Source organism: Glycomyces luteolus (assembly GCF_027622875.1).
GTDB classification, from domain to species: Bacteria; Actinomycetota; Actinomycetes; order Mycobacteriales; family Micromonosporaceae; genus Glycomyces; species Glycomyces luteolus.
On the sequence record NZ_JAPZVP010000006.1, the window covers coordinates 225,082 to 238,613 of the forward strand.

Consider the following 13,532-nt stretch of genomic DNA (forward strand, 5'->3'; position numbering starts at 1 on the left):
TCAGTGGTGGATGCCGGTGGCGCGGCCGAGTCCGGCGAGGATCTCGGCGACGAGGACGGGGTCGAGGGCGTCGCCGCGCAGCGTCGGGACGCCGCGGCGGCGGTTCTTGGTGGGCGAGAACCAGATCCAGAGGATCCGGTGGCGGCCTTCGGGATCGGGGTCGTCGTAGTCGGGGCTGGGGTCGATCTCGGCGAGGAGGTGGGCGTTGTAGACGATAGCGGCGCTCTCGGCGTTCAGCGCCGCGCGCGGGAGGTCGCGGGCGAACAGGTAGGTGAACGGCCTGGAGGCCCAGTCGGGCAGCTCGTCCCAGTGGAGCCGCTTCCAGTCCAGCACCTCGTTCAGAGCGCCGAACGCGGCGGTCGCACCGGAGAACCGGTCGAGGACGCCGGTGCGGGCCTCCTCCGGCGTGAGGGTGAGCGCCGGGCGGGCGAGCTGGTCGAAGGGCTGCAGGATCTCGTAGTCGGCGAAGATCTCGGTCCAGAGCGGCAGGTCGGGGCCGAGCAGTACGGGGTGCGCGAGGCGGACGCGGGCGCCGTCGAGGAGCTGGAGCGGTTTGTCGTCGACGGCGGCGAAGCTGCCGTCCTCGGCGAGGCGGAAGCCTTGGGGCCCAGCGGCGGTCTCGCCGATCCAGAGGAGTCCGCGGGCGAGGGAGGCGAGCACCGGGTGCGCGGTGAGGTGCGCGAACTCGTCGGCCGCCCAGACGCGACTGTGGAGCATCGCGTCCTTGAGGCGGTCGCTCTGGAAGGCGAGCTCGGCGGTGAGGTCCTTGGAGAGCTTGCGAAAGCGGGCGATCGAGGCCTTGGCGGTCTCGGCGTCGTCGCGGACTCCGGGGCGGGGCACGCGCGCGCGGCGCTTTCCCGCGGCGTCGGTGACGCTCAGCTTGAGCCGTTCGTCGGCCTTGATGTGGAAGACGCGCGACCCGAAGTCGAGCGTGAGCCGAGCGGGGTCGTCGAGGCCGAGCGCACGCGCGTCCCGGTCCGCCAGCGATTCCACTTCGGACCCGATCCGGGCGGCGACCTTGGCGGCGTGGGAGGTGGCGAGCTCCCGCACCGATTCGTGCTGCTTGCCTCGGGAGAGGCGGTACAGCGCCGGGAACGCGAGCTCGGCGGGGAATGCCGGAAGGGTCTCCAGTGCCATGGCGGTCCCGTCGAGATAGCGGGCGCTTGATGCCGCCGACCACCCCTCGACCAGCGCGGCGGCCTCGGCCCCGCCGAAACGGGCGAGCTGGCCGACCGACCAGTCCGCATAGCCGTAGTGGTTCACCAGCGCGAGCGAGAAGCGGGCGAGCGATTCGCGGTCGCAGGCCTCGGCGACGGTCTCGACGGCGGGGTACGGCGTGCGGGGGGACCACTGCGAGAGGACGGCGATGAGGTGCGAGACGGCGGTGGACGGCAGGAGCGCGGAGCGGTCGGCGGTGAGCACCGGAGGGAGCGGCTCGCCGATGTCGGGGGAGCCCGCGTTGGGGTTGTTGAGGAGCGGCCGGTCGGGGTAGTCGGCGAGCACTGCGGTGACGCCCGCGACCGCTTCGGGCCCATGGGTTTCAGCGCCTTCGATGACGGCCTCGGGGCCGTAGCGCCAGGCGAGGAGTCGCAGCGCGCCTCGTGCGGTGGTGCGCTGGTAGCCCTTGGGGCCGAAGGCCTCCGGGACGAGTAGGGGTACGGCGTGGAGGCCGTGGCGGTCGAACCAGTCGAGGCCGGGGCCGCGTCCGGCGTCGAGGCGGAGAAACCAGTGCGCGGCGAGGGCGGCGGCCGGGGTGCTGCGGATCGGGAGGAGGGCGCGGCCGGCCCAGGGGGAGTCGCGGAGCACTTCGACGGCTTCGTCGGCGATCGACGGGCCTCGGCGGGCGAGCTGCGAGAGGACGCTCTCGGCGAGTTTCCAGCCGTAGGAGTAGCTGATGCCGACCTGCTGGTCCCAGTAGGTGTCCGGGTCCCATTCGACCAGGTCGGGTTCGATGGCCATGGCGCGCTCGAACTCGTCGCCGCGCCCGACGATCTGCGGTGCGGGGGTTTCGAGCCCGGGGATCTCGCGGGGCGGGCGGCTCCGGCGCGGCTCGGCCCAGGGCGGGGAGACGAGCACCTTCGGGAGGTCCGCAAGCGCCGCCTCGGGGAGGCCGAGCGGCGGCGACTCGATCGTCACGTCGAGTTGCTTTTCTTGTGGCGCAAGGTGATCGGGCATGTCCGGCTTTCGGGAGGCGGCTTCGTTCTGGAGAGCATAAGAGAACGGTGCGACACGCCTCCGGCCCGCCGCTGTTCGAACGGCGGCGGGCCGGAGGGGGGCGGGCTCAGGACAGATCGGTGGCCCTCGCCAGCGCCGCCAGCGTCTCGGAGGCGACCACCGGGTCGACCGGGCCGAAGCCGGCCTTCGGCCGGGGCACGCTCCAGCCGTCCAGACTCTGCCGCGAGAGCACCACGGTCCGCAGTGTCTGGTCCGGGCACTGGTCGATCGCGCCGACCCAGATTCCGGGATCGAGGCCGAGCACGAGGTATCCGGCGCCGTGCATGACGCACGACATGCCCGCTTCGATCCCCGCGTCCATCGGCGAGGACCGTTCCCAGCCCTTGCTCGTGAGCCCGAGGAGTCTCCCGACGGGGACGGTGATCCCCTCGAAGCGTGTCAGGCGGCCCGTCCGCAGTTCTTCCTCGGTGAAGGCCATCACCGGCCGCCCCAGTTGCGGGAAAGGCTGCAGGATCTCGTAGTCGGCGAGGATCTCGGCCCAGGCTTCGACCTCGTCGCCCATGATCGCGGGGTGGGCGAGCCGGACGGCGGCGTTCGCGGGGAGTGTGTACTCGTTCTCTTCGACGTCGGTGCAGCCCTTGTCCTCCGCGAGGCGGAAGGTCGTGCGGGTCCCGTCGGTTTCGGCCGTCCACACGAGTCGCCTCGCGAGGTGCCACACGAGCGGATGCCGCACGAAATGCTCCTCGAATTCGGCGGGCGTCCAGGTGCGGCCCTGCACCATCGCGCGTTCGAGCCGCTTCACCTGGTCGGCGGCGACGGTCCGGAGGTCCTTCCGGAGGGCCGCGAACCGCTTGTAGGCGGCGTCGGCGAGCAGTTCGTCGTCCTTCGCCGCGGGTTTCGGGAGGCTCTTGCGCGGTTTGCCGTCCATGTCGGACACGAAGGGTTTGAGCGCCTCGTCGAAGCCGACCTTGAACCGCCTCTGCCCGTAGTCGAGTACGAGCGCTGATTCCTCGCGCAGCCCGAAGTCGGGCACGAGCCGGTCGCCGAGCTGGTCGGCGGTGAGGCCGAGATTCGCGGCGATCGTTTCGATCTGCTCTCTCGCTTCGGCTTTGATCGCGGCGAACTTGGCCTTCTCGGCGATCTGGTTGATCGCCCGCAGCGCGGCCTCGGTGCCGATCGCGCCGAGCGCCTTGAGGCCTTTCACCGCCCGCTGGTGCTGGCTCTCGCCGGGCCACTTCGCGACGAGCGGCTGGAGGAGGCGCACGGCCTCGTCGTCGGCGAAGTGCGCGAGCTGCGTCAGCGCCCAACCGTCCTCGGAGGGCGCTCCGGCGGTGATCCACTGCTCGAACAGCGCGAGGGAGAAGCGGGCCAGGGAGATCCGGTCGCAGGTCTCGGCGACGACCGCGACGCCCGGGTAGTGGTATTCGGGCGTGCCGAGGGCGAGCACGGTGACGAGGTTGCGGACGGCGGCGTTCGGCAACGCCCGCTCGCGCCCGTTGAGCAGGACCTGCGGCAGCGTCATAGGCGACGCCCAGGCGCCGGCCTGCGGGATCTGGACGCCGACGGGCATCAGCGGATCGATGTCCACCAGCGCTTTGATCGCGGCGGCGGCCTCGTCTCCATATTGGACGGCGGCTTCGCGCACCGTGTCCGGGCCGTGCGTCGAGGCGAGGTAGCGCAGCGCGACCTCGGCGGCGGCCCGGAGCTTCTTGGCCTTGCCGAGCGCGTCCGGAACGAGCAGCGCGGCGGCGTCGGCGCGGTGCCGGTCGAGCCACGCGAGTGCGAAGGGCCGCATGGTCTTCAGCCGTGCGAGTGCGTCGGCGGCGTACCGGGCCGCGGCGAGGTTCGCCACGGGCACCAGCAGGAGTCGGCGCTGTTCCATGTCGTAGCTGGTCGCGCTCAGCAGCTGTGGTGCCGCGTCGGCTCCCAGGTTCGCCGCGATGCGCTGGAGGATCGCGGTGCTGAAGTAGTGGTGCTCGGGTCGCCAATGCGGCAACAGGTCGGCGGCGATCGCTCGGGGGGCCAGAGCGAGCAGGACCGCCTGGTCGCTCACGTGCCTGGCGTCGAACTCCCCCGCCTCGGACTCCCAGCGCGTGCGGTCCCAGTCGCCCTTGCTGTAGCGGGCGAAACCGTGGTGTTGTGCATTGGACCAGGCCTCGTACTCGCCCTCGGCCCAGACCATCCGGTTGATCGGAGCGGGTTCCAGACCCTTGACGACGACCGGTTCGCTCGCAGCGGCGCCGGTGGTCCAGGGAGGCATGGCCAGCAGCGGGGGCACGGCGTCGGACGGTGCCTCGGGGACGCGCTGGAGATCGGCGGTGAGGCTCGCGACGGCCGACCGGGTGTCCGCGTCCATCAGCGGGAGTGCGGTGTCGAGCAGGATCGGGTCGGAGTGGAGCAGGGCCGAGAGCTGCTTGCGCTGGTCGTCGTCGGCACCGGGGACGCGGCGGGCGATCAGTTCCAGTGCGCGCCTGGGGAAGTTCGCGGCGGCCTCCATCGCGAAGCCCATGGCGTCAGCGGCGTCGAGCCGGTCGAGCAGCAGCGTCATGGCACGCTCGCTGGGCAGGGCCGCGAGCGCACGGTAGAGGATCTTCCTGTCGTTCGCGTCGACATAGCCGTTGAGGCGCCCCTCGATGACGGGCAGTGCGGCGACCCCGAGCCGGTGGACGAGGTCGGCTATCTCGGAGGCCGGCAGCCAGTAGAAAGCGGACGCGTCGATCTCGACCGTATCGAGCTGCTGCTCGGTCGTGGCCAAAGCGAGGAACAGGACCGAATAGGACGCGTTCGGCGCCAGGGACCGGTGCTCTTCGCAGACCTCGTTCAGCCAGGCCTCTTCGTCGGGGACGAGGACGCTCACCGCCAGCCTCAGCTCGGGGCTGGTGCGGCGCTCGGCGAGCGCGGCCACGACCGCCTCGTAGTCGGCGGCGGCCGCGATGAGCGCCCTGATCTGGCGGACTTCAGTGTTGTCGTAGAGGTGCGCCCAGCCGGACTTCGCGAGCGGACGCCGGTTGAGGCCGAACTTCTGGCCGTTCTTCTCCTGGTCGAGGGCGAAGGCCTCGGCGAGCGCGGCCGCGGCGAACGGCAGGCCGTGATCGGCCGCCAGCGCGTCGAACACGGGGCGGAATTTCGTCGAGCCGTAGTCGAGCTTGGTGAGCCGCAAGGCGACCGCCGCACCCAGGACGTCGGCTGCCCCGTCGAGGAAGGCCGAGCAGGCGACGGCGAACTCGTCGTCGGGTTTCACGAGCCTGAACGATCGGAGCCGGTCGGCGTGCTCGCCGAGGAGGGCGCGACCGGCTTCGGGGTCGCGCTTGATCTTTCGCGGCTTGGCGGCGCCGCGGCGGGGCTGCACGAAGCGCTGCCAGGTTTCGGGGAAGGCGGGTCGGTCCTCGTCGGGCAGTGCTACCGCGATGACGTCACTGGCCACTTTGCACTCCGTTCAGGCTGGTGAGGGCGCCCAGGATCTCCGAGGCGGTAACCGGGTCGATTTCAGTGGAGAGGCCTCCGCCCGCGCTTCGCCAGTTCGGCCGCCAGTACTCCAGGCGGTCGGAGAGGAAGATCCCGTCGAGGCGCTGGATCGGGTTCTCGGCGATCATGCCGACCCAGATGCCCGGGTCGAGCGCGATGGTGACGTAGCCGCCTCCGGGGATCGGGTAGTAGATGCCGGGTTCGACCCCGGCGTCCTCGGGCGCGGCACGGTGCCAGCCGCGCTTGGTGAGCGCCAGGAGGCGGCCGATCTCGACGTCGGCGCCGTCGAAGCGGGCCAGGTGCCCGGAGGCGAGTTCCTCATCGGTGAACGCCATGACGGGACGCGAGAGCTGCTCGAAGGGCTGCAGGATCTCGTAGTCGGACAAGACCTCCGCCCAGGCGTCGATCTCCTTGGGCTCCAAGTGGACCGGGTGCGCGAGCCGGATCACGGCGTCGTCCGGGAGCGCCACCGACTCGTCGTTCACGTCGCTGTAGGTGCCGTCCTCCGCGATGCGGAACCCGGTGTCGCCGGCCAGCCAGACCAGCCTGCGCGCCAAGTGCTTGACGAGCGGGTGCGCCGCGAAGAACCGTTCGAACTCCTCGACGGACCAGGTGCGGGAGTCCGCCATGGCCGCTTCGAGCCGGGAGACCTGGTCGGCGGCGGCGGTGCGCAGTTCCTTCTTCAGCAGCGCGAACCGCTGGTATGCGGCTTCGGCGAGCTCGGCGTCGTCCTTCGCGCCCGGCTTCGGCAGCGCCTTGCGGGGTTTCCCGGTGTCGTCGGTGACGTACGGGCGCAACTGCTCGTCGAAGGCCACCGTGAATCGGCGCGGACCGTAGTCGAGCACCAGCGGCTCCGCGCCGAGCCCGAAGTCGGGGACGAGGCGGTCGGCCAGCTGCGCGGAGCTCAGGCCGAGCCCGGCGGCGATCAGTCCGATCTGGACACCTGCTTCGGCCTTGAGCGCCTTGAACTTCACCTTCTCAGAGATGCCTTGGATGGCCCGCAGCGCCGTCTCGGAGCCGATCGCGCCCAGCACGCCGAGACCGTTGACCGCCCGTTTGTGATGGCTCTGACCGGGCCATTGGCGGACCTTCGCGGCGAGCAGCCGCACCGTGGCGTCATCGGCGAAGTGGGCCAGCTGGGTCAGGGCCCAGGCGTCCTTCGACGGCGCGCCCTCCGCCAGCCACAGCTGGAACAGCGCCCTGCTGAAGCGGGTCAGCGAGCCCCGGTCGCAGGTCTCGGCGACCACTTCGAGGCCCGGGTACGGATAGTCGGGAGTGGCCAGCGCGAGCACGGTGATCAAGTGCGGCAGCGACGATGACGGCAGCGCCCGTTCGCCGTCCGCAAGGAGGACCTGCGGCAGCTGCGCCGGGTCGATCCAGGATCCGGGCTTCGGGACTTTCACGCCCGGTTCGAGCGGGTCGCCGTCGAGGAGCGCGGCGATCGCGGCCGCGGCTTCCGGACCGTACGCTTCGGCGGCGCGGAGGACCGCGTCGGGGCCGTGGCGCAGCGCCAGGAACACCAGGGCGTTCTCGGCGAGCCGACGCGCTTTCTTGTCCTCCCCCAAGGCGTCCGGGACGAGCATGCGGGCGCCTTCGGTGCCGTGCCGGTCGAACCAGGCGATCGCGCTGGCCCGGGCGGTCTTGAGGCGGTCGAGCCAGTCGGCGGCGAGCCGGGCGGCCGCGAGGCTGTGGATCGGCGGCAGGGTCGCGTGCTCGATCGGATCGTTCCGCAGCGACTCCACCAGGCGGGCCGCGGCCGGGGTGCCGAAGCGGGCGAGGATGGTCTTGCCGTAGTCCGTGGTGTACGGGGGGATGCCGCCGGTCCATCGGTCGAAGGCCTTGGCGGCGATCGCATCGGGCGCGTGGACGAGGAGGTCGCAGTTCATCCGGCCGTGGTCGCGATTCCCGAGGCTGCGCAGCCGGTGCTCCCATTCCCCGTCGGTGAGGCGGCTGTGATAGCTCTCCGCGGGGACCGCCCAGCGCTCCTGTTCGCCTTCGGCCCAGACGATCCGGGTCTCGGCGGGCGCTTGGAGGCCCGCGATGACGGCTGCTTTGCGCTTGGGGCGCTTCTGCGTCCACGGCGGCGTGGTAAGCAGTGGAGGGAGGGCTTCGGGCGGGGCCTCCGGCGCTTGCGCGGTGTCGACGTTCGCTGTGTCGCGGAGTGCTTCTGGGACGACAGCCGCGAGGGCGGCGAGGCGGGGCCGCAGTTCGGGTGGGGTCGTCTCGGCTGCGGCGGCGATCGCGCGGAGTGCGCGGCGGGGGAAGCGGGCGGCCGCGTCGGCCGCCGCCGGGAAGACCTGCGGTTCGATGAGGTTGCCGACGAGGTGGGCCATGGCCTCGTCGCTCGGGAGGACGGCGATGCCGTCGAGGAGCCACCGCCGCCGGTCCGGGTCGTGCTCGTTGCGGAGGGTTGCGAGCAGGTGCGGGAGCGCGGCGGTGCCGAGGTTGTCGACGGCCGCGGCGATGAGTTTCGGGCTGGTCCAGTAGGGGTCGAGTCGGGAGAGTTTGACGCCGGCGAGCAGCTCGGGCCGGTCGATGACGTACCAGAGGAACGCGTCGAATTCGAACGAGCTCGCGCTGCGGTGCTCAGCGCAGATCTCCGCGGCCCAGGTCTCCTGTTCAGGGAAGAGCGCGGTGGCCACGAAGCGCTGCACGGGGGTGGTCCGGAAGGTCGCGGCCCCGGCGAGCGCCTGGTCGTATTCGGTTTCGGAGGCGGCGGCGAGCAGGCCCCGCACGACGCCGATGCCGTCGGGGATCTCCTGGACGATCCGGCTGAGGTTCGCGACGGTGCCGTCGCTGATCTGTCGGTCCGCGATGTTGTGGACGCGGGTGCGGTAGTCGGTGGCCCAGGGGTTGAGCGAGAGCTTGGCGATGGCGGCGCAGACCGCGAACGGCAACCCGTGCTCGATCGTCCAGGCGTCGACTTCGGGGCGCAGGAGTTGCCCGGACCCGTGCTTTTCAGTGCTCAGCAGGGCGGCCGTGGCCCCTGCGCCGTACGCGTCCGCCTCGCCGTCGAGGTGGCGCAGGATCGAGGGGGCGACGGCCTGGTTGAGGGGGTTGGCCATCGCCGCGCGGAGGTCCTTCTCGTAGCGCGCGGTGCGCACGCGGAGCGTGTTCGGCGCTTCGGGGTCGAGCGTGACGGGTTCGCCGATCCGCTTGCCGCGCTTGGGCAGCAGGTAGCCGGACCAGCTTTCGGGGAGCTCGAGTCCGTCTTCTCGGGGTGCGGGTGTCGCTGTCATCGGGGTCCTTCAGAGGGCTGGAGGGGTGCCGCCCCGAGCATAGGGCCCGGGGACGGCGCTCCCTCGTGTCGGTCGGTTCGGTTCAGGCGCTGGTGAGTCGGGAGAGCGCGGCGAGGATCTCGGAGGCGGCGACCGCGTCGATGTTCTTGGGCGGCACCGGTACCGGGTCGCCGTGCCACGGATAGGCCTCTGCGCTGACGAGATGGACGCCGCGCACGGTCTGCTGCGGGTACTCGGCCGGGTAGCCGACGGCGATGCCGGGTTCGACTGCGACGGTGGCGAAGCCGCCGCCCGGCAGGGCGAAGGCGAGCCCGGGGCACATGCCGCCGGTACGGGGTTCGGCGCGTCGCCAGCCGCGGCGGGTCATGCCGAGGAGGCGTCCGACCTCCACTGTGGCCCCTTCGAAGCGCTCAAGGCGGCCGGTCGCCAGGTCGTCCTCGGTGAACGCGAAGACGGGCCGGGCGAGCTGCGGGAACGGCTGCAGGATCTCGTAATCGGCGAAAAGCTCGGCCCAGTCGGCGAGCCGGTGCCCAAGATGGACGGCATGCGCCAATCGCACGGTCGCGTCGTCGGCGAGCGTGAACGCCTCGTCGTCGGCGTCGCTGAACGAACCGTCCTCGGCGATGCGGAACCCGGCGTCCCCGGCCAGCCACACGAGGCGGCGCGCGAGGTGCCCGGTGAGCGGGTGCTCGGCGAAGTACCGCCGGAACTCCGCGGCACTCCAGGCGCGGCCGTCGACCATCGCGGCTTCGAGCCGCGACACCTGCTCGGCCGCGACGGCCTTCAACTCCCGCTTCAGCGCCGTGAAGCGCGCGTACGCGTCGTCGGCGACGCCCGGGGCGTCCTTGGCGCCGGGCTTCGGGAGGCTCTTGCGCGGCTTTCCGGACTCATCGATCACGAACGGCCGCAAGTGCTCGTCGAAGGCCACGGTGAAGGCGCGCGTCCCGTAGTCGAGCACGATCGTGGCCTTGTCGCCGAGCCCGAAGTCGGGGACGAGCCGGTCCGACAACTGCTCCTGGTCGAGGCCGAGCTCCCCCGCGATCGCCTCGATCTGGCGGGTGGCCTCCGCCTTGAGCGCCTTGAACTTCACCTTGTCGGCGATCTGCTTGACCGCGCGCAGCGCCTCCTCAGTGCCGATCGCGCCGAGTACCTCGAGCCCGGCGACGGCGCGCCGGTGCTGGCCTTCGCCGGGCCAGTCCCGGATGCGCGGCGCGAGCGTCCACACGGTCGCGTCGTCGGCGAAATGGATGAGCTGCGTCAGCGCCCAGGAGTCCTTCGCCGGTGCGCCGATCGCCGTCCACCGGTCGAACAGGGCCCGGCTGAACCGGGCGAGTGAGGCGCGGTCGCAGGCTTCGGCGACCACCACGACCCCGGCGTAGTCGTACTCCGGAGTGCCCAGGGCCAGCACGGTGATCAAGTGCGGGATCGACTCGGCGGGCAGCGCGCGCTCGCCGTCTTTGAGGAGCACCTGCGGCAGGATCAGCGGTGAGACCCAGTTCCCGGGCTGGGGGACCTTGACGCGCGGGATCACTGGGTCGGCCTCGAGCAGGGCCGTGATCGCCTCGGCCGCTTCGGCTCCGTATTCGGCGGCCCCGGCCGTGACGGCTCCGCTGGCGTAGAGCGAGGCGAGGTGGGCCAGCGCGAACTCGGCATACCGGCGCAGCCGCTTGTCGGTTCCCAGGGCGTCGGGCACCAGGTACGGCACCGCGGCGAGCCCGTGGCGCCGGAACCACCCGACCGCGCTGGGACGGGCCGATCTGAGCCGCTCCAGCCGTTCGGCCGCGATGCGGGCGGCGGTCAGGTTCAGGATCGGCCCGGGAAGCGCATCGCAGCGGTGGTCGGCGGCGGGGACCTTGAGCACCCGGTCGATCACGCGATCGCCGTAGCGGGCCAGGACGCGCAGGAGGTCCTCCGACCAGGAGGCGTCCGCCTCGCCCTGCCAGCGCTCCAGGAGCGCCTCGGCCCGTTCGGGGGTCGCGTACGCGAGGCCGTGGGCGAACTGCCAGGGCTCGAGGTCCCGCGCATCGATCCAGACCGGGTCCTCGATCCAGAGCTCCAGGGTCCGATTCCACCGGTCCTGCTCGGCTTCGGTCCACGCCACGTGCGATTCGGCGGGCGGCTCGAGGCCTTCGATGACGACCGGCTTCGCCTTGGGCCGCTTGCGGGTCCACGGCGGGGCGACCAGCAGCGGCGGCAGGTCCTCGGGTGCGGCGGACGGCACGCGGCCGTCGCCGGTGAGCAGGTCGGCGAGGACCGACCGGTCCGCTTCGCTCACATGGACGTGCAGCGCCGGGTCGATGCGGTTCACGACGGCGGCGGTCCAGAGGCGCACGTCGGCGTTCGCGGTCGGGGCGAGCCGCGCGGCGGCGCGGAGGGCGCGGACGGGGAAGCGGGCGGCGGCCTCGGTCGCCGCCTCCCAGACGTTCGGCGAGTCGAGGTGCGCGAACACGAACGCCGTGGCGTCGTCGAGTGGTATCAGGGCGATCGCCCGGTAGAGCTGCTTTCGGAAGTCGTCGTTGTAGTAGTGGCGGGCTTTGTGGGTCTCGAGGAGGACGGGCAGTGCGTCGGTGCCGAGCCCGCCGAGCAGGACCGCGAGGGTGTCGACGTCGGCGATGCAGCCGTCGATCTCGGTGATGCCCGCGGCGGCCAGGTGCTCGGGGCGGCTGGCGGCGTGCGCGACGACCAGGTCGGCCGAGGCCCAGTGCCGGGCCTTCCCGTAGTCGGCGCAGGCTTCGAGAACCCAATCGGTCTCAGTGGGGAGCAGGAGCATGGCGGCGATGCGCTTCGGGGCCGTGTCGCGGTGCGCGGCGACCGCCGCGACGGCTTCGGCGTACTCCTCGTCCGACGCGGCGGCCAGGGTCGACCGCACCGCGGCGATCCCGCCGTGGGCCAGTTCGTGGTCGCAGGTCTCGGGATGCTCGACCTCGTGCTCCTTGGCGATGCGGTGCCCGCTGACGGCACCGCCGTAGTACCCGTCGGTGACCGGGGCGAGGGCGAGTCGCTCGACGGCCGCGGCCACGGCGAAGGCCAGGCCGTGCTCCTGCAGCCAGCAGGCGAACTCCGGGTACAGCATCGAGGTGTGGGCGCGGCGGTCGTAGTCGAGGATCAGCGTCGCGACCGCGGCGGCGCCGCGCGGATCGGGCTTCCCTTCGAGGTAGGCCTCCGCGTCCGCGGCGTACGGCGCGTTGCCGCCGGTCGCCAGTGCGGCCCGGATCGTCGCCTCGCGGGCCGTGATCAGCTCGCGGTGCCGGACGAGCGCTTCGGGGTCGGCGGGCGCGGCCGGGTTCCCGGCGCGCCTGCCGCGCCACGGCAGCGGCTTGGCGTTCCAGGCCGCCGGCAGTACCAGCTGGTCTTCTTGGGGGGCAACGTGATCGGTCATCGATGTCCTTCGTCGGGAAGTGTCGCCCACGACGATAGGCCCGCGGTGCGACACCCCGGAGACGCCGAAAGCCCGGCCGTAGGGCCGGGCTTTCGAACAGCCGCTTACATGAGGAAGGAGTCGACCGCCAGCGCGAGGAACAGCAGCGTCAGGTAGCTCGTGGACCAGTGGAAGAGGCGCATCGGCTTGGGGTCCTCGCCGCGGTTGACGCGGCCGAGGAGCTTGTGGCACTCGAGTACGAACAGGCCGCCCGCGACGAGGGCGACGAGGCCGTAGAGCCAGGTGGCGCCGAGCGGGACGGCGACGAGGGAGACGGCGAGCATCGCCCAGCCGTAGACCACGGATTCGATCGCGACGCGCCGGGCGGGGGCGACGACGGGGAGCATCGGGATGCCCGCGGCGGCGTAGTCGTCCTTGAACTTCATGGCGAGCACGTAGAAGTGCGGGGGTTGCCACAGGAAGACGACGGCGAAGAGCACCCAGGCCATCCAGGACATGTGCCCGGTGACGGCGGCCCAGCCGATGAGCACGGGGGCCGCGCCGCAGGCGCCGCCCCAGACCGTGTTGTACGGGGTGGTGCGCTTGAGCCAGATCGTGTAGACGACGTCGTAGTAGACGATGGCGCCGAAGGTGAGGAGCGCGGCGAGCCAGTTCACGAGGAGGCCCATGCCGAGGACCGCGACGGCGCCGATGACGAGGCCGAAGACGAGCGCGTTGCGCGGCGGGATCTGGTGCTTGGCGAGCGGGCGCCGCGAGGTGCGGGCCATGAGCTGGTCGATGTCGCGGTCGATGTAGCAGTTGATCGCGTTCGCGGACCCGGCGGCGAGGGCCCCGCCGATGAGGGTCGCGAGGACCGCCTTGAGGGTGGGCAGGCCGTTGTACTCCATGCGCGCGGCCACGAGCATCGCCGGGATCGTGGTGATGAGGAGCAGTTCGACGATGCGCGGTTTCGTCAGGGAGACATAGGCTCCGACGAGGGTCCGCAGGGAGGGCTTGGCAGCGGCCTCGGCGCCGGGCGCGGGCAGTTCGATTCGCTTGCGGGCCTGGGGCCGGGGGCGGTCGGCCAGGGCGCGGGTCGGGTCCTCGTTCATCACCGCTCACCATACGGGCAGTGAGGTGGTGACCTGGGCCTGGGGCAAGGGCCCCTACCTGGGCGTTTCCGATGGGAGGATTGCTCGTGGGCGGGCTCACAAGCCGTCGAATTCCGTCCTCCGAGAGACCGCGCATAAAGTTCAGCCTGTGTAGGTAGGGTCAGAAGGCACACGTCAATGGCC

5 protein-coding genes are annotated in these 13,532 nt (G+C 71.6%); all 5 read right to left on the reverse strand.

Going from position 1 to position 13,532, the window contains the following annotated elements; all coding sequences use genetic code 11:
* The 5 genes from O1R50_RS09870 to O1R50_RS09890 all read right to left on the reverse strand — a co-directional run bounded on the left by O1R50_RS09870 (nt 1) and on the right by O1R50_RS09890 (nt 13,349).
* On the reverse strand, nt 1–2,136 hold the full coding sequence (locus tag O1R50_RS09870; protein WP_270109831.1) for a DUF4132 domain-containing protein: 2,136 nt from the start codon (nt 2,134–2,136) through the stop codon (nt 1–3).
* Nucleotides 2,137–2,281: 145 nt separating this feature from the next.
* Nucleotides 2,282–5,599, reverse strand: a complete 3,318-nt coding sequence (locus O1R50_RS09875; protein ID WP_270109832.1) for a DUF4132 domain-containing protein — start codon at nt 5,597–5,599, stop codon at nt 2,282–2,284.
* A complete protein-coding gene (locus O1R50_RS09880; RefSeq protein ID WP_270109833.1) occupies nt 5,589–8,879 on the reverse strand; it encodes a DUF4132 domain-containing protein in 3,291 nt (1,096 codons plus the stop codon). The genes O1R50_RS09875 and O1R50_RS09880 overlap by 11 nt, the downstream gene beginning before the upstream one ends.
* An 82-nt stretch (nt 8,880–8,961) precedes the next feature.
* Nucleotides 8,962–12,258: a DUF4132 domain-containing protein gene (locus O1R50_RS09885; RefSeq protein WP_270109834.1), complete on the reverse strand. Its 3,297-nt coding sequence runs from the start codon at nt 12,256–12,258 to the stop codon at nt 8,962–8,964.
* 104 nt (nt 12,259–12,362) lie between these two features.
* Nucleotides 12,363–13,349 (reverse strand): heme o synthase, encoded by a 987-nt coding sequence (locus O1R50_RS09890; protein WP_270109835.1) that lies wholly within the window; start codon nt 13,347–13,349, stop codon nt 12,363–12,365.
* Nucleotides 13,350–13,532 lie beyond the last annotated feature (183 nt).